A 17,825-nucleotide genomic window follows, 5' to 3' on the forward strand; every position below is an offset into this window, starting at 1 on the left:
GTTTGACGCCACATTCAGCAATTCAACCTACATGAAAAAAGCAGCCGAATAGAATCGACTGCTTAAATCATTTTATAAATCGAGTGCGTCACCTGGGTTCATGACATAACCGACGTTTTGACCTAGTGAATTCGCAAAGGCTTCTCCGTCTTGATTAATCAATGGGAATGTATTGTAATGGACAGGAACTACACGATCAGCTTTGATCCATTCAGCTGCTAAACGTGCATCATCAGGCCCCATCGTGAAATTATCGCCTATCGGTAAAAACGCTAAATCAATATCATTCAATTCACCGATTAATTTCATATCGGAGAATAATCCAGTATCCCCAGCATGATAAATCGTTTTACCTTCAACTGTTAACAGTAAACCTGCTGGCATTCCTGTATAAACGATTGTCCCGTCATCTTCAGTATAAGCTGAACCATGGAAAGCTTGTGTTAATTTGACATGACCGAAATCAAATTGATGGCCGCCACCAATATGCATTGGATGGGCATTCAATCCTTTATTACCTAAATAAGTCGCCAATTCAAACGGAGCTACAATTTGTGCATCATTCGCTTTAGCAATTTGTTCAGTATCCCCGACGTGATCATTGTGACCATGTGTTAATAAAATCACATCAGCTTCTAACCCTTCAGCTTGTAAATCGCAATTATCGTTTCCTGAAATAAACGGATCGATTAAAATAGTATGTTCGTTTGTTACAACCTTTACGACAGAATGACCGTGATAAGATACTTTCATGATTTTGCCCTCCTACATTATTTAAAATTTTCAACCAATTATAGTATCACCATTCATTTATTACCCGTTATCGTTTATGATTACACATAACAAGAAAAATTTTGAGGTGATAACATGAAAAAACGAAGCGAACAATTAATTGATGCATTGAAACAACATGACTTAGACAGCGTTTTTGTAACATCAAAAGCAAACGTCTTCTATTATAGTGGCCTTTATGCTGAAGCGCACGAGCGCCTTATTGCTGTTTATATCGACACATCAGGAAGACAAGCGATTATCGCGCCCGCGTTAGAATTGGAAGATATTAAACATACCGGGTGGTCCCATGATGTCATTACGTATTATGATCACGAAAATCCGTGGCATAAATTCAAACAATGGCTCACATCAACGGGCGAATTGCCTCAGACATTAGCCATTGAAGAAGACCATTTAAATGTCGTTCGTTTTCATGAAATTAAAGAATTAACTCAAAACGGTTCCGTCCAAAATGGTCAGAACGTATTAAATAACATTCGAGTCATCAAAGACGACACGGAACGAGAAAAACTACAGGAAGCAGCTCGTTTTGCGGATTTCGCAATCGAAACAGCTGTTCAACATATCCAGCCCGGTAAAACAGAATTAGATATTATTGCTGAAGTCGAATATGCATTAAAACGAAAAGGTATCCGCGATATGTCATTTTCAACTCTCGTGTTATCTGGCGACAAAACAGCCTCACCACACGGGACACCAAGTACAAAACCTATCGAAAACGGTGATTTCGTCTTAATGGATTTAGGTGTCGTTTATGAAGGATACTGTTCGGACATAACACGTACGGTAGCTGTAGGGCATGTGAGTGATGAACAACAAGCGGTCTATGAAACTGTTCTTGAAGCAGAGAAACGTGCGATTGCTGCCTGTCATGTTGGAACACCTTTAGGTCAAATTGATGATGCAGCACGCTCTGTTATTAATCAAGCTGGTTATGGTGATTATTTTACACACCGAATTGGACACGGCATGGGAATTGATGTTCATGAGTTTCCGTCGATGGCCTCTAATAATCAAGACCCGTTACAAGCCGGCATGACATTTACCATTGAGCCTGGCATTTATCAACCAAACGTCGGTGGCGTGCGCATAGAAGATGATATTTATATGACTGAAGACGGACCAGTTAGTTTAACACAATATCCAAAAGAATTGCAGATAATTAAATAACTGGATTTAAATAACCCTTCGTTCAAAAATGAACGAAGGGTTTAATAATCTTACAGTAAATTCCATAAGTCGTTATAATCTAATCCGTGTGCGTCAGCTACAGCTTTGTACGTCACATATCCTTGTAACGTATTAACACCTTTCGCTAATTCTGGATTATCTTGCACCGCTTCTTGATAGCCTTTATTTGCAAGCTGTAGTGCATAAGGCACTGTCACATTCGTCAAACCGATAGTTGACGTACGCGGGACAGCGCCTGGCATGTTCGCAACAGCATAGTGCTGTACACCATGGCGATCATATGTTGGATTATCATGTGTCGTAATATGATCGACCGTTTCGACAATACCGCCTTGGTCAATTGCTACGTCAACAATCACAGAACCATGCGACATTTCCTTCACCATATCTTCTGTAACCAGTTTTGGCGCTTTAGCTCCAGGAATGAGGACTGCACCAATTAATAAATCAGACTGTTTCGCCTGCTCAGCAATATTTAATGGGTTAGACATGACCGTATTAATTTGATTTCCGAACAGATCATCTAATTCACGCAAACGTGTTGGACTTAAATCGACAATCGTCACGTCTGCACCTAAACCAACGGCAATTTTCGCTGCGTTCGTCCCAACAACGCCGCCACCAATAACCGTTACTTTACTACGTTCAACACCTGGAATACCACTTAATAAAATACCTTTACCACCGCGCGTTTTCTCAAGGAATTGCGCCCCGATTTGTGATGCCATACGACCTGCAACTTCACTCATCGGTGTTAGTAATGGTAGTGTGCCTTGTTCTGATTCAACCGTTTCATACGCTATACCTGTCACTTTATGGTCAATCAGTGCTTGCGTAAGTTCTGGTTCTGCCGCTAAATGTAAATAAGTAAATAATATAAGGCCTTCATAAAAGTAATCATACTCTTCTGGCAGTGGTTCTTTGACCTTCATGACCATTTCTTGTTGCCACGTTTCTTTTGCTGATTGAACGACAGTCGCTCCTGCTTCACGATACTGTTCATCCGTGAAACCTGATCCATCTCCTGCGTTTGTTTCAACAAACAACTCATGACCTGCTTTTGATAACGTCATAACCCCTGCAGGTGTTAGCGCCACACGATTTTCGTTGTTCTTAATTTCCTTTGGCACGCCAATTTTCATAGCTAAACCTCCTATTGTGACTATTTATAAATTATGTAACCGTTTTAACTATAACATGGATTACATATTTTTAGTATCATCATGATAAATGTTTATGAATAACATCAAGTCCACCTGTCACTTCAACAACGGTACCTGTAATCATATCCGAATCGTCACCACATAAATAAGCAACGGTTCTAGCGATATCCTCACCAGACCCTGGTCGTCCAACAGGCGTTTCTGTATCGGGTTGATTTCGACTTTCGCTAATGGAGGCTTCTTTCATATCACCAGCGATTTTCCCGGGTGCTACCATGTTCGCTGTAATATGATGTTCTGCTTCCTCTAAAGCGACGGTCTTCATCAATGAAGCTAATCCGACTTTAGCTGAGGCAAAAGCTGATCGATAAATCCAACCTGAGCTATAGTCGACACCTTGAAATCCGAGAAATAATACCCTACCGAATTGTTGTTCACGCATAATCGGCAAAACGTTTCGCAATAAATAAAAAGAGGCATCTAAATTACCTCGTACCATTTCATGCCACTCATCTTCAGTGTAATCAAGCAATTTTTTACGCTCAAAAATATATGGCCCAGCATTGCTGATTAAACAATCAATACGACCAAAACGTTGGTAGGCTTCATTTATAGCATTTTCAATTGATTGTTTATCCATTGTATCTAAATGAACTACTTGTAACCGATATGAATCAGATTGATGAGCCGCAACTAATTCTTGTGCTTTTTGTTGGTCAGAACGATACGTGGCGGTCACACTGTATCCGAGTGATAAAAAATAATCTGTTATTTTTCGACCTAACCCTTTTGTTCCCGCAGTTACAATTGCATGTCTCATTATTAGAACTCCTATCATGGCTACATCTTCTAAAACTATTTTACCATGTTTGCGTCATAAAATGAACGAAATAGAACTGAGTTAATCGACTTCTCAACCAGTATGAATTTTCTGATATTCATGATATAATTAAAGTATAGAAATAAGGAGGGGTCATATGGCATTTGAATATCATAATGTTGTTATTGCAGTTGACGGTTCTAAAGCATCAGATTTTGCTTTTCAAAAAGCGATTAGTATTGCTAAACGTAACAACGCTAAATTAATCATCTCACACGTTGTTGATACTCGGGTTTATTCAACGATTGAAGCGTATGACCGCAGTGTCTCTGAACGTGTTCAAAACGATGCATGGGAACTATTAAGAACGTATCAAAACCGTGCTGAAGATGAAGGTGTTGAAAATGTCGTGACCGATTTAGAACACGGCTCTCCTAAAGTTAAGATCGCCAAAGAAGTTGCACCGAAACACAACGCCGATTTAATTATTTGTGGTGCTACTGGTATGAATACAGTCGAACGTTTCTTTATCGGTAGTGTGTCAGAACATATAACCCGCTACTCTAAAGTCGATGTACTCGTCGTAAGACCTGAAGATGAATAAATAAAGGGTGACCGTCCACTGGTCACCCTTTATTTATTCGCAGTATGAAGCGTACGATATTGATAAAAACGCGTCGCAAAATCGCTCACGTCTTTGGCTGTTTTGTAGTTCATAGCCGCACCAATGCCAATACTCATCAATGGTATTCCTTGCATCATTTTTTTGCGGAATAACACAATCGCTAATGTTTTGAAAATCGACTTCAACGGTTGTTCAGCCCATGTTGGGTCTGTCAAGGTGTCGTGATCCATCATAATAGAGTCATACTCACGAACCGCTTCTTTTAATTCTTCCCACGCTTGATAACGCAACCGTTTCGGTAGCGCCCCTGCATGAAAGATTTTTAGCGCTAATAACATCTCAATTGGGTTGTGCATATTATAACCGAAACTCGTTCCAATCAGTTGAATCGTTCGCAAATTCAAGCCAACCATAAGAGGAATATCCACACCTAGCAATAACCAGCCGCCTGAACCCGCTGTGCCTCCTTGGACAAATGAATATAAACGATTTTTGGCGACTTGTTGATGAGCCAGGTACGTCTGCTTTTCGATCGATAACGTTTGTAAATCTTCAACAGTATTGATGGATTCATCATAAGTTCGTCCGACTTGCAATAGACGAGCATACGCATCATTTTGTGTTTGTGTGCCTTGCAAAAAGGTATACGTGTATATCAACCATTGATCGACACTGTTGAAAAAGCGCTGCTGAATCACTTTAGGGAACTTATGAAATTGCTCTTGAATCCACATTTCATACAACTTCTCAAAGTCATTTGATACATACGATGCTAATTCTTGTTCCCATCGATTCAATTCCCGTAAAACGCGTTCCTCTCCCATGAACACATCCCCTTTTTACCGATCGTTTTGGAACCATTCATCAATCTGTTTAATGACGTTATTCGTTCCTTCTACATCTTTGAATGATGGTAATTGTGCTAACATGACTTTATTCGGATCACGTGTTTGTTCACCTTTTTTCTGTAATACTAATATACTACGCTTGAACTTTTCGTCTTTGAACATGGACTCAGGTAGTTCAAGCACACCCACTATATGAGCATGTTGTTTTAAGAAAGCTTGTAATGCATCTTTTTGTTCGCTCGCAAATAAGAAACTCGGCACAACAAAAAATAAATAACCGCCTTCTTTGACATACTTCAAACTTTGCTCAATAAATAAATGATGAGCAAAAGAGTGACCTTCTTCTGCCTTCAATTCATATGAACTGGCAGTATCATCATCCGGATAAAACCCAACTGGTAAATCAGATGTCACCACGTCAACTGGCTCTAATAAAATCGGTTTTAGGCTATCTTGATGAAAATACTCAATTTCTCGCTCTTGTAAATTCGTATTATTGAAAGCTAACCGAATCAACGTCGGGTCAACTTCGCTCCCGTAAGCTTCAACATCTAAATGGTCTTGTTGATTCAAAACTGTGAGTAGCAAATTACTTGAACCAGCTGCTGGGTCAAATAAACGATAAGATGTCTCCTCATCCATAAATTTATTAATTAAATACCCTATAAAGACTCCGATCGTGTCAGGTGTAATGTAATGATGTTGTTGAGTCGCACCTTTCATTCCTTTTAATATCGCTAATTGCATCGCTTTTCGACGCGCTTCTTTGTCGAATTGATCAAATTGAACAGATTGGACCTGTTCAACTAATTTTTGGCGATATTGAGGTTCTAAATCGTCAGGTACTTCTTGTTCAAACAGAAGATTACTGGCTGCGATTAATGCTTCAATATAAGGTGTATGTTCTTCCTGTTCAATCATTGTCGTCGTTTCATCTAACCATGTGAACAGATTATCAATTTGTTGCTCCATCAAAGTCCCTCCGTGAATCATAATACAGTCTTATTTTAGCAGACATTAAAGGACTTTGACAGCTATAGACTACTCTGGCGTTTCGGTTGATGATGACCATTCAGATTGTTGTTTATTTAAATAATGTTGCACTTTCTCAACAGCTTGCGGAGCTAAGTCAATTAATTTTTCGACGATATGGGTGTTTTCATCGAGATGAACCATTTGTACATCATTTGCTCTTACAATTAAAAAGGCAATCGGTGTAATAGATACACCACCACCTGCACCTCCACCGTACGGTAAATTCGATTGTGTTGTCGCATCTTGTTGAGAAGACGTTTGAAACTCACTCCCACCTGAGGCAAAACCGAATCCGACACGTGATACGGTTAAAATAACTGTTGATTTATCTGGCGTTTCAATTGGATCGCCCACAATCGTATTAACGTCAATCATATCTTTTAAATTTTCCATCGCTGTTTCCATCATGTTATGAATAGGATGTTCGCTCATTTTTATACCACCTCTTAAGTTTTTGATATTGCCATGCGATCGACAAACCGTCACATATAATGTGACCGATGCGAATCGACATTATACACGTTGCATTCGTCCTGACCGTTTTCGTTTGATAATTAGGTGATACGTCGTACTGCAAAGGTTTCGTTACCGTCAAAAAACGCGCTACCGTGTGACAGATAACACTTTTGAAACCGTAAGCCATGCCCACTAACGTCGCTGTGTGATCCGCTTTAGATGTCCCAATTTCACTCATCCAATTAAACTGTTGTACGTGTATTTTTTGCATCAACTGTTTGACACGCGGCAAGACATCTTGTTTTAAGTCAATCATTTTATCAACTACAGTCCATTCACGTTTAAGGTCATCTGTGTTGTAATGTTTCTTTTTTTCGGTTCCATGGTGTTGAAAAACTTGATCTTTTTCAACGACGTTCATTGATAAGTGATCATCAAGCTCAATTAATGGTATCGTCCGTTTTATAATCGTTTGCTTCAGCCATGACAAACGCATATAAATGTCTTGTCGGTGATCGACGTATGTAATTGTTAGTGTCAACGTCAACTTTGTAAACATAACAAACATCAATGCGATAATTAAGACTGCCATTATTATGATGACGATCACCATCTTTATTCACCCCTGACAATCTTAATATGGCTTGTAAAGGAATAATTATACAAAAAACTAAAGATTAGTGAGTAATGTCCTCGAAGATGTTATCCACCATTTCCTTTTTAGCATGGAGTGAGAAACAAAGTAAGCCCAACGAATCCTCAAATGAACCCGAAAAAATAAGTTTATTCGCTTTTATTTTCGAATCAAATCTAATTATATTGAGACCATTGGCTTCATTTATAGAAAATTAAAATTAATTGTAAGATAACCAATTTCATAATCACTTTCTTTGAAACGACAAAATTTTCATAATTTTTAATCTATATTTTACTTTTTTTAAGCCGATTGTTTATAGTTTAATTCAGCGTTAATACGATCGGCAGCTAATATTGAAGCATTATACATTAACGTAATGAAGATGGATATTCAATAAGTCCATCTTCGCCATTTTTTTGATTCAATAAAGACATATTTTTGAACCACTTATGACATCAGTAAGTCCACTACCTCCTATATAATAGACTTGCATCGATCGGTGCAAAACTATTATATAGAAGCCGTTCGTTATTTCACCATCAGGGCTTAGACCCACTTTAGGAGTATTTTCGACATCCATACATGGATAGGTTGAACGAAGGAATTTACGCGCCGAGGCGCCGAGAGACATAGTGGGGCCGCCATGTGCAAGTGGAGAACCAATGTGCGATTATATGCATCACCTGATTTTAGGAAAATGGATCATCAAGCTTATTTAGGTGCTCATCCGAATTCCACATTCAACTATAAGAGTTTAATTTTTCTACCTCTTAATCCAGCGTTTCAAATGAGAGAAAAAGAAAATCCATATTTCAGGAAGAAAGTGTTCAGAATTAATTAGCAAAAAGTGTTCATTTTTACTTGACGCTTACACTTGCCTTAATGTATGTCCACTATTAATACTAATTTTTTAAAGCTAATGTTTACGTAAATCAATCAAAAAATATTAAATCCCAGTCAGGGACATTTTAATAAGTCCACTAACTGGGATATAGTTCAGCAAGCAAATATAATAAGACTGCTTAAGTTAATTCATTATTTACATTGTCTAATTGAAAAGCAGAAAAATACAGTTTGTTTGTAGAGGAACACTATTACTAATGTTTAAAACTTTACTAACTTCTATTAAAGCTAATATATCTTAAAATGTTTTTGAGTATTATGTTTGATGTTGAGAATAATCATTTTTAAATCGCAATTTGTTTTCTCTTCGAAATAAATTTTTCTGTATCAAATTTATTTTCTATATATATCTGATGCCATAACATAAACATTAGTATTGTCCACAACTTTCGGCTATTATCAGCTTTCCCTTTGCAATGATCCTCTAGAAGTTCTATTATCACTTTTTTGTCCAGAATGTCACTTGTTTGACTCTCACTAATTAAGGTGCGCGCCCAACCATTTAATTCATTTTTAAGCCAATGCCGAATGGGTACAGGGAATCCTAATTTTTTACGATCCAAAACATGATCTGGTACAATACCTCTAGCCGATGAACGTAATAAATGCTTTGTTGTCCCTTCTGCAATCTTTTGATTAACTGGTAATTGACGGGCTATATCAAACACTTCTTTATCAAGGAAAGGGACCCTTAACTCTAATGAATGAGCCATAGTCATTCTATCAGCTTTTAAAAGAATATCGCCACGTAACCAAGTATGAATGTCTATGTATTGCATCTGATTCACAAGGTTCTCACTTCCTACTGATTGATAAAGTGGTAAAGTTATTTGTTGATATGAAATATTGTCTTGATGTATTTTTAAAACATTCTTTTTATCGTTTTCTTCAAACATTTTTGCGTTTCCAATGTAACGTTTTTCTAAAGGCTGTGTTCCTCGCTCTAAAAAACTTTTCCCTTTGACCCCTTCAGGAATAACTTGCGCTACTTTCGATAATATTCGCTTAATTACTTTTGGTGTAAATTGGAACACCTTTAAGGATTCCGGTTCACGATAAATGTTATATCCACCGAACAATTCATCTGCTCCTTCTCCTGATAAAACTACCTTTACATGTTTTTTTGCTTCCTTTGCTACAAAATATAAAGGTACACACGCAGGATCTGCTAGAGGATCATCAAGATGCCACATTATTTTAGGAAGTTCAGCAATAAATTCTTCTGGAGAAATTATATATGAATAGTTTTCAACCCCAAGGCTTTCTGCTGTTTCTTTTGCCACGTCTATTTCTGAATACCCTTCCTGTTTAAAACCTACTGAAAATGTTTTGATATTAGGATTGAATTCTTTTGCCATTGCAACAACTAATGATGAATCAATCCCACCTGAAAGGAAGGCCCCCACTGGTACATCACTTCTCATATGTACACTGACTGAATCAAACAAAACATCTTTAATTTTATTAGTTAAAAGTTTTTTATCTTGTTGTACCGGTTCAAATGTTGCCTGAAAATAACAGTGGAAAGTAAGCTTTGCATCAATTGGTTTTACAAAATAATGTCCGGGCTCAATTTTATTAATTTTTTCATTCATTGAATATGGCTCGGGTACATATTGAAAGCTCAGATAATGTTGTAGTGCTTCACGATTTATCGCTTCACCATCTTTAGAAAGTAAGCTTTTTTTCTCCGAAGCAAAATACACTCCATTTTGTCCCTCTTTATAATATAGAGGTTTTATTCCGAAGCGATCTCTTGCACCATATAACGTTTGGTTTCTTTTATCCCAAATGAGTATAGCGAACATACCACGGAGCTTTTCAAATGATCCTACACCATACTCTTGAAACATTGCTATTATAACTTCCGTGTCAGATTCGGTCGAAAACTCATATCCTTTTTCAGTTAAATCTTTTCTTAATTCAACATAATTATATACCTCACCATTGTATACCATCCAATATTGATCATCATTATAAGTGAATGGCTGATGCCCGCTTTCAATATCAATTATACTTAGACGACGAAAACCAAAAAGTATATAATCATCTTCATAATAACCTTCATCATCTGGACCCCGATGTCTGATTAATTGATTTCTTTCTACAATACTCTCAGTAACATGTTCTTTGAAATTTAAATTCTTATCCCAGTAATTTTTCAATATACCAACAAAACCACACACTTTTATTACCTCTTTTCTTAAATTATGTATTTAACCTTTTATATATTGACTGAAGAACTCATCATTAGCTTCAAACAAAATTCATTGGAGAAATATAGAATGATTCTCACCGTTTGATAATTGTTGTTTCACGGCTTTAGGATGTCGTAAACTCTTTTACAACTTCATTCATAAAAATTTTTTTCTTGATATATTACCTAGTTAGCATAGAGTTTAATACAATTGCTTGTTATTATTTTGACAAATTTACAAGAGACTCTTGAGAAATACTTTATAAAAAATAGATAAAAGTTTATCGTTTAAGTAAATTGGCCCAAAAATTAAATCGATCAATTTCGACGATATCGATAAACATAAATAACAACGCTATTGGATCTGCTTATTCCCCATAGAATATGTGGTCCGTCAGCTATATAACCAGTTATAAAAAAGCTTCTAGAGTTTTACAGTCGACCGCGAGAAAGAAATAGTGTGTTACAACAACATCTATCGAGAAACTGATATCTAGGTATATTTCGTAGAGCGATACGGACCTTAGTAACATGGTATTAATGAAAATGCGAATGGTTTGATGAAAAATATTCTTCCATAAGAAAATATATTTAGCATAGATTAATGGTGCAGTGTTAGACAAGGTACTATATTAAATTATAGACCAAAAACCCTTGAACTGGAAATCTGTATTGAAGTTTTACAAAATAAACTATTGCATTTAACTTAAAAATTGTAAGTTCAAAAACTTTAGAACCCTTAGGAATAACTTTAAAATTAAATAAAAATCCTATTTAATTGATATAGCTTGACTACCCAATTGCTCCCAAGCAGCAACAAATTCTTGTTTAGGTGCTTTTTTTTGTCTTCCATCGTATGGATCATTGAAATAAACACTTTGAGAATCGAACCCTGTTACCAAAACTGCATGTAACTTTTTCGTGATATCAATAGTACCATTTGGGGTTTCCCACGTAGTAAAGCTATCATTAGGCAAAACATTATAAGTAAGATTAGTTATGACAACAACTGGTTTCCCTTTAGCAACTAACTTTATTACATTTTCAAAGGATTGACCCGATATATCGATAGCTTTTTCACCTACATATTTTTTTGTTAGGTCAAATAGTGGCTTATGATAAACACCATATCCTGGATTCTCAATGTTATACATATCACCAACAAAACCAACATTGGGGTCACCAAAATGAATAACTCCATTCTTGTTATGATATGGTGTCTCACTTTTTTTTACTTTTTCAGCAACTTCCATTTTATTGACATCTATGTCGTGATATTGCAAGAGCATTGCTATTGATGTGACTTCACAACCTCTGGGCAGTTCTGGGTATTGTCGTATTACAGGTGCTTTAAATTGGTGTGCTATATTATTTTTTTTGATTAAATTGTTTCTTTTAATTCCAGGGATTTCAATTGAATAATCTTGTGAAATATTATTAGTAATTGAGAGAAAATTGAAATTATAAATGAGATAGGTGCCAACCCCAATACATAATGAACCAAACAATAACATATATGAAACTGCCATGTTTCGAAACACTTTTTTTCTAGTCTTTCTTCTAAGATGAAAAAGAAAAGAGAACATAATGAGTGATAATATAAAAGCAACAATCAGCATTACCTACTCTCCCGAAATTATTTTTAAATCGTTCCACACATGGTATCTCTTTGTTATCATTATAACATGACAAATTTTACTATTAAATACACCACTTAATAAAAGTCACATTCTATTTCATCACAATAATAGGTGAGTATAAAATGCAATAATTGATTTTCAATTTTCTCCTTCATTTGCTAGTGTCAACTTATTCTGAAATGAATTAATCAACAACTGATTCAACTCTCTATTTTGTACGGTTTTGAGCTATCTCACTTCGCTTGTTAACTCTTCTCTATTGGTTAGTTCTTACCGAGGCTTACCATTAAAGCAGAGTACTTATTGAAGGCTCATTATAGCTATCATATCGAGAGAAAATGCTTTTGGTATAAGCTAATTGAACTATGCTTCACATCTATAGGTGGTCGGATGTGTTGACCTGGACTTTTTGGCGCTGCGGTGTGTGTTTCACCTTCCATTTTTTATAGAACCCCAACGCTTCCTTGTTTCTTCACCTGTAGGTTATATCGATTTGTTTCAATTCCTTATTATTTAGACTTGAAGCTTCTAGTGGTGAGTTCTGTACTCGGGTATGCAAATCATAAACCCGATTCCAATTTCCGTAGAATATACCGGTGAAAATCCACCACTTCATCGTCATCTAATGTACTTTAATAGCTATCAAGCCACATGAAAGGCAGCCAATTAATTCAAAACCGCGTTTTCCGACTGAGAAAAAGCTTCTAAAACCGTTCCACTGTGTAACCTTGGCACCCCACTATTGGTTACGACTAGTCTAAGGTCTAGTCTATAACTATAAGCTTTATTACTTTGCACTTGTTCCCAAAACGTATCAATGGACTTCGTTATCAAAAACAAACATACTAAACTAAAACCGTTTGTGTAATTATTTTCTGTAAACAACTCGGCCACCGACAATCGTATGGGTCACATTCACGCTTCGGATTGCCTCAGCTGAACATTGTAAGATATCATCACTTAAAACAACGAAATCAGCTACCGCTTCAGATTGTATGATGCCTTGACGTTCTCCTTTGCCGACAATTTGAGCTGGATAATGTGTGTACAATTTCACTGCATCATACACCGATAAGCATTGTTCTGTTTGATACGTTTGTCCATCAAATTGCGAACGTCGGTCAATAGCAGCTGCTATACCATTTAGAGGGTTAACTTCTTCAATCGGCGCATCGGAACTACCGCCACATAGAATGCCCGCTTCAAGATAAGAGCGCCAAGGGTAGGACGTCTTAATTAAATCAGCACTGACTCGATCATTCGCCCAAGGGAAATCAGACGAAACAAAGGTTGGTTGAATATCAATACTGATAGGCATAACCTGCATTCGTTTGATTAAATCGTATCGCATAATTTGCCCATGAATCAAACGATCCTTAGCCCCTCGTTTAGGCGGGTGTTTTTCGAGTACATTTAATACATTTTCTGCGGCTAAATCGCCAATCGCATGAATCGCGACAGTCATGTCATAACTTCTAGCTTTTTTAACAAGTGATTCTAATTCATCATTCGTATGAATCGCAACACCATGCGTGCTTGGGTCATCGGCATAAGGTTGCGACAACAGCGCCGTTCGTCCGCCAAGTGCACCATCTGCAAACAATTTCATAGCCCCAAATTCGAGCCAATCATCTTGCACACCGTGAACGCCTTGCTCATTGATATAATCATCAACCACCTCATGATGAACGAGTAAGTGAGCACGAAAACGTTGATCACGCCCTACTGTGTATCTAAAGGCATCAGCTGTTTTTTGATACCCACCGTAATAACTTAAATCTTCACTATGCCCACTCACAATGCCATTAGATAATAAATCGTCAATTGATTTAGTAATCGCTTTTTCTAAATACGCTTGATCAGGTTCAGGCATCGTTTGTTTTAATAACTCTTGTCCTTGGTCTAAAAAGAATCCTGTTAAATCACCATGTTCATCACGCTCAATAACACCACCATCAGGTTCATCTGTATCATGATCAATACCTGCCAACGCCATGGCTTTTGAGTTCGCCACCATAGCATGTCGACATACGCGCGTCAAAATAATGGGGTTATCAGTTGCTATTTCATCAAGCTCACGACGGTGAATTACCACAGGTTCATCCCAATTGTTTTCATTGAACCCTTCAGCAATGAGCCATTCATTGGGGTCAAGTTGTTTTGAAGCATCTTCTACTGCTTTCAGTAAAGCTTGCCTACTCGTTTCGTATGTGACATCTAAGCGAAGCAAGCGCTCACCATGGCCAATAATATGTAAATGGCTATCAATAAAACCCGGTAACATCGTACCTGGCGTATAGTTCTCATGTTCGATTCGATCATTATATTGCGATTTCAGACTATCATAATCACCCGTATCAACAATGACACCTTCTTCTTCATAAATCGCTTCAACGGTATGACCTTCATCAATCATTGTATAAATTGTATCAGCTGTCCACAGATTACCCATGTTACATTCTCCTTTATTTTAACGCGTTAAATGATTGTTACCTATACTTTACCGAAAACATGACCATGACCGCAACAATTTTCTTATTGGCTTTGTTAAAGTCCGTTGTTGATATTGTGATCTGCTTTCGGTGGACGCTTTCCGACGACCCGGATGGTCTAGTGTCGACGTTGGCCACAGGACGTGACCGCTTTTAGTCGACCAGGAGTCGCCACCTTCGCTTCTCACAATTCAACAACTCAGTGCTATATCATTTAAAATCAACATTAAACTTTAACAGAGCCTTCTTATTAAATTAGTTTCACATGTGATACATAAAAAAGAGGCGGTTACACCTTAACATGTAACCACCTCTTTTCCATTCAATTTGTATCACCATGTTTAATTATTGATTCATTTGTTGTTGAGCTTGTTGCACAAGACGTTTCGTAATTTCGCCACCAACTGAACCGTTTGAGCGAGATGTTGAGTCAGGACCTAGTTGAACACCAAATTCTTGAGCAATTTCAGTCTTCATTTGGTCTAGTGCTGCTTGTACACCAGGTACGACTAAGTTGTTTGAGTTATTTTGAGTCATGTCTTTCACCTCCTCGTTACCTATTGTGAGATAACGAGGGTCCGTTCATACTATGCAAATGATGGAAGGCACGTCATTACAACAAATCATCAAATGTTTCGGTTTGTTGTGTTGTTTGATTTTTATAAACGACTGTTTCGACTTCATTTAACGCTTTTTCTATCTCCGGCGTAAAATCAACCGGCGCTTCAAATTGGTTAACTTTTTCACGACGTGGCCTCGTCTTAGGTTGTTTTGGAACAAATATAGTACAACAATCTTCATAAGGACGAATGGAAATATCGTACGTATCGATCGATTTTGCGACATCAATAATATCGTTTTTATCCATTGCTACAAGTGGCCTAATAATTGGGTAGTTCGTCACTTCGTTAATCGTGTTCATACTCTCCATCGTTTGACTCGCGACTTGTCCTAAACTTTCACCAGTCGTCAATGATAAAATATCACGATCACGCGCAATTTGCTCACTGACACGCATCATGATTCGACGCATGACAGTCATGCCGTAGTAATCTGGAATTTCTTTAAAAATCTTTTGCTGCAACTCTGTAAACGGAACATAATGAACCGTTACGTCTCCACCAAACTTCGTCAATGTTTGCGCTAAGTCTTCTACTTTTTGTTTTGCTCGATCTGATGTGAACGGTGGTGAGTGAAAATGAACAGCTTCTATTTTTACACCGCGCTTCATCGTTAAATAACCAGCAACAGGGCTGTCAATGCCGCCTGACATTAATAATAATGATCGACCGGTTGAACCGACTGGCAGACCACCTTTACCTTGTATTTTTCCAGATGTGATATAAGCTGCATCATGACGAATTTCGACTCGTATTTCAACGTCAGGTTGATGGACATCGACTTCCCAATCATCCGTGTGGCGTAACAAATGACCACCTAACACACGATTCACTTCTTGCGATGATTTTGGAAAATCTTTATTTGGACGTTTACAAACCACTTTAAACGTCTGACCTTCCTCTTTTTGTAAAGCTGCTAATGTTGACGCTTTAATCGATTCTTCATCGAGGTCAACTTTCATCGCTAAACTAAAGGATTGGATACCGAAAATATCGCGACAACGTTCAATAATTGGGTGTGGGTCTTCCCCGTTCAATAAAATATACATATGGTCGCGTTGTCCTTTAATAGACAAACCTTTATAATCGCTTAATGCTTGTTGCAAATTAGCGTGCAACGTTCTAATAAAGAACTTTTGATTTTTTCCTTTTAGTGCTAATTCCCCGTAGCGAATTAAAATGTGATCATAATTCATTCTTAATTACCCCATTATTTTTTCGTATTTTTCAATTACATGATGAAAGGCATTCAAGCATGATCGGATTTCCTGTTCAGTTTGATCGATGGACATACTAATTCTGATCGCCGTACCTGCTTGATTATCATCTAATCCACAAGCAACTAATACATGGCTCACATCATTCTCTTTTGATGAACAAGCCGATTTAGTTGATACAATGATTCCTTCCTCGCTAAGGGCGTGGATGAGCACTTCTGGTTTGAAGTGTTTCACGGACAAATTGACGATATGGTAAGCACCATCATCAGGTGAATTAATGTGAACATGTTTATACTCCGATAACTCACTTATTAGAGTACGCCTTAATGATTCTAATTCGTGATACCGATGTTCTGATTGTTTCGCAAGACGCATCGCTTTCGATAACGCAACAGCATTGGCCACGTTTTCTGTGCCCGGTCTGACGTTACGTTCCTGTGCTCCACCATGCTGAAGCGGTGTTAACCCGACATGCTCTTTCTTAATTAAACAACCAGATCCTTTCAACCCGTGAATCTTATGGCCAGAGATAGTGATTAAATCGAGGTGATTATGGTTGTATGGCAAGCTTATTTTACCGAAGCCTTGCACATGGTCGACATGAAAAACAACCTTTGGATAATCAGCTAACATATTAGCCACAGCTTCAATCGGCTGGATACTCCCTGTTTCATTATTTACATGCATGATACTAACTAAAATCGTATCATCGCGTAACGCCCCATGTAAGTCATGAAGAGAGATTTTGCCACGGCTGTCGACAGGTAAATACGTGACGTCAAAACCTTCTTGTTCTAAATAGCGACACGTTTCCAACACAGATGGATGCTCGATCGACGTTGTAATAATGTGACGCCCACGTTGTTGGTAATAGTAGGCCACACCTTTAATCGCTAGGTTATTACTTTCTGTACCGCCAGACGTATAAACGACTTCATGTGGTTTCACCTGTAATAACGAAGCAACTTGTTCTTTCGATTTAGTCAAAAGTGCTTCAACATCTCCGCCCAACGTATGAATCGATGATGGGTTAGCAAAATACTGTGTCGTCACCTTCTGAAACGTCTCAACGACATCGTTGTACGGTTTTGTTGTCGCACTATTGTCTAAATAAATCATCATGACACCGTCTCCTTTAATCTTCCGCGTTTCCATCATAATATCTTATCACACTTATCAAATT

The 17,825-nt window shown here is 37.6% G+C and carries 15 protein-coding genes; 2 read left to right on the forward strand and 13 right to left on the reverse strand.

Features of this window, described 5'->3' with window-relative positions; all coding sequences use genetic code 11:
- Positions 1–72 precede the first annotated feature (72 nt).
- Positions 73–753, reverse strand: coding sequence for a metal-dependent hydrolase (locus ABID56_RS03630; RefSeq protein WP_354219253.1), 681 nt, complete (start codon positions 751–753; stop codon positions 73–75).
- A gap of 114 nt (positions 754–867) precedes the next feature.
- Here ABID56_RS03630 and ABID56_RS03635 point away from each other — a divergent pair, with 114 nt between their 5' ends.
- On the forward strand, positions 868–1,965 hold the full coding sequence (locus tag ABID56_RS03635) for a M24 family metallopeptidase (RefSeq protein WP_354219254.1): 1,098 nt from the start codon (positions 868–870) through the stop codon (positions 1,963–1,965).
- A 50-nt stretch (positions 1,966–2,015) separates the two neighbouring features.
- On the opposite strand, the gene ald is transcribed toward ABID56_RS03635, so the two are convergent.
- Positions 2,016–3,128 (reverse strand): alanine dehydrogenase, encoded by a 1,113-nt coding sequence (ald, locus tag ABID56_RS03640; RefSeq protein WP_354219255.1) that lies wholly within the window; start codon positions 3,126–3,128, stop codon positions 2,016–2,018.
- A gap of 79 nt (positions 3,129–3,207) precedes the next feature.
- Positions 3,208–3,969 carry an SDR family oxidoreductase gene (locus tag ABID56_RS03645; RefSeq protein ID WP_354219256.1) on the reverse strand — a complete coding sequence of 254 codons (762 nt, stop codon included), beginning with the start codon at positions 3,967–3,969 and terminating at the stop codon, positions 3,208–3,210.
- 157 nt (positions 3,970–4,126) lie between these two features.
- Here ABID56_RS03645 and ABID56_RS03650 point away from each other — a divergent pair, with 157 nt between their 5' ends.
- The gene (locus tag ABID56_RS03650) at positions 4,127–4,573 is read left to right on the forward strand and encodes a universal stress protein (RefSeq protein WP_354219257.1); all 447 of its coding nucleotides are present in this window, start codon (positions 4,127–4,129) and stop codon (positions 4,571–4,573) included.
- Between the two features lie 29 nt (positions 4,574–4,602).
- Here the strand turns inward: ABID56_RS03650 and ABID56_RS03655 are convergent, their stop codons facing one another.
- The 10 genes from ABID56_RS03655 to ABID56_RS03700 all read right to left on the reverse strand — a co-directional run bounded on the left by ABID56_RS03655 (position 4,603) and on the right by ABID56_RS03700 (position 17,764).
- A complete protein-coding gene (locus tag ABID56_RS03655; protein WP_354219258.1) occupies positions 4,603–5,418 on the reverse strand; it encodes an EcsC family protein in 816 nt (271 codons plus the stop codon).
- Between the two features lie 15 nt (positions 5,419–5,433).
- On the reverse strand, positions 5,434–6,414 hold the full coding sequence (locus ABID56_RS03660; RefSeq protein ID WP_354219259.1) for a class I SAM-dependent methyltransferase: 981 nt from the start codon (positions 6,412–6,414) through the stop codon (positions 5,434–5,436).
- 69 nt (positions 6,415–6,483) lie between these two features.
- Positions 6,484–6,909, reverse strand: coding sequence for a GerW family sporulation protein (gene ytfJ / locus ABID56_RS03665; protein WP_354219260.1), 426 nt, complete (start codon positions 6,907–6,909; stop codon positions 6,484–6,486).
- On the reverse strand, positions 6,887–7,546 hold the full coding sequence (locus tag ABID56_RS03670) for a hypothetical protein (protein WP_354219261.1): 660 nt from the start codon (positions 7,544–7,546) through the stop codon (positions 6,887–6,889). The genes ytfJ and ABID56_RS03670 overlap by 23 nt, the downstream gene beginning before the upstream one ends.
- A gap of 1,211 nt (positions 7,547–8,757) precedes the next feature.
- A complete protein-coding gene (gene asnB, locus ABID56_RS03675; RefSeq protein ID WP_354219262.1) occupies positions 8,758–10,659 on the reverse strand; it encodes an asparagine synthase (glutamine-hydrolyzing) in 1,902 nt (633 codons plus the stop codon).
- Positions 10,660–11,440: 781 nt separating this feature from the next.
- Entirely contained in the window at positions 11,441–12,289 is an 849-nt protein-coding gene (locus ABID56_RS03680) for a C39 family peptidase (protein WP_354219263.1), read from the reverse strand.
- A gap of 889 nt (positions 12,290–13,178) precedes the next feature.
- A complete protein-coding gene (locus ABID56_RS03685; protein ID WP_354219264.1) occupies positions 13,179–14,762 on the reverse strand; it encodes an amidohydrolase in 1,584 nt (527 codons plus the stop codon).
- A 385-nt stretch (positions 14,763–15,147) separates the two neighbouring features.
- Entirely contained in the window at positions 15,148–15,339 is a 192-nt protein-coding gene (locus ABID56_RS03690; RefSeq protein WP_354219265.1) for an alpha/beta-type small acid-soluble spore protein, read from the reverse strand.
- Positions 15,340–15,415: 76 nt separating this feature from the next.
- Positions 15,416–16,618, reverse strand: coding sequence for a tRNA uracil 4-sulfurtransferase ThiI (gene thiI, locus ABID56_RS03695; protein ID WP_354219266.1), 1,203 nt, complete (start codon positions 16,616–16,618; stop codon positions 15,416–15,418).
- A gap of 6 nt (positions 16,619–16,624) precedes the next feature.
- Complete coding sequence (locus ABID56_RS03700) at positions 16,625–17,764, reverse strand: cysteine desulfurase family protein (RefSeq protein WP_354219267.1); 1,140 nt, start codon at positions 17,762–17,764, stop codon at positions 16,625–16,627.
- Positions 17,765–17,825 lie beyond the last annotated feature (61 nt).

This window comes from Alkalibacillus flavidus (assembly GCF_040545925.1).
GTDB classification, from domain to species: Bacteria; Bacillota; Bacilli; order Bacillales; family Alkalibacillaceae; genus Alkalibacillus; species Alkalibacillus flavidus.

Coding starts and splice junctions, on each gene's coding strand:
- ABID56_RS03630 (WP_354219253.1), bottom strand. CDS start 753: ATGAAAGTATCTTATCACGGTCATTCTGTCGTAAAGGTTGTAACAAAC.
- ABID56_RS03635 (WP_354219254.1), top strand. CDS start 868: ATGAAAAAACGAAGCGAACAATTAATTGATGCATTGAAACAACATGAC.
- ald (WP_354219255.1), bottom strand. CDS start 3,128: ATGAAAATTGGCGTGCCAAAGGAAATTAAGAACAACGAAAATCGTGTG.
- ABID56_RS03645 (WP_354219256.1), bottom strand. CDS start 3,969: ATGAGACATGCAATTGTAACTGCGGGAACAAAAGGGTTAGGTCGAAAA.
- ABID56_RS03650 (WP_354219257.1), top strand. CDS start 4,127: ATGGCATTTGAATATCATAATGTTGTTATTGCAGTTGACGGTTCTAAA.
- ABID56_RS03655 (WP_354219258.1), bottom strand. CDS start 5,418: ATGGGAGAGGAACGCGTTTTACGGGAATTGAATCGATGGGAACAAGAA.
- ABID56_RS03660 (WP_354219259.1), bottom strand. CDS start 6,414: ATGGAGCAACAAATTGATAATCTGTTCACATGGTTAGATGAAACGACG.
- ytfJ (WP_354219260.1), bottom strand. CDS start 6,909: ATGAGCGAACATCCTATTCATAACATGATGGAAACAGCGATGGAAAAT.
- ABID56_RS03670 (WP_354219261.1), bottom strand. CDS start 7,546: ATGGTGATCGTCATCATAATAATGGCAGTCTTAATTATCGCATTGATG.
- ABID56_RS03680 (WP_354219263.1), bottom strand. CDS start 12,289: ATGCTGATTGTTGCTTTTATATTATCACTCATTATGTTCTCTTTTCTT.
- ABID56_RS03685 (WP_354219264.1), bottom strand. CDS start 14,762: ATGGGTAATCTGTGGACAGCTGATACAATTTATACAATGATTGATGAA.
- ABID56_RS03690 (WP_354219265.1), bottom strand. CDS start 15,339: ATGACTCAAAATAACTCAAACAACTTAGTCGTACCTGGTGTACAAGCA.
- thiI (WP_354219266.1), bottom strand. CDS start 16,618: ATGAATTATGATCACATTTTAATTCGCTACGGGGAATTAGCACTAAAA.
- ABID56_RS03700 (WP_354219267.1), bottom strand. CDS start 17,764: ATGATGATTTATTTAGACAATAGTGCGACAACAAAACCGTACAACGAT.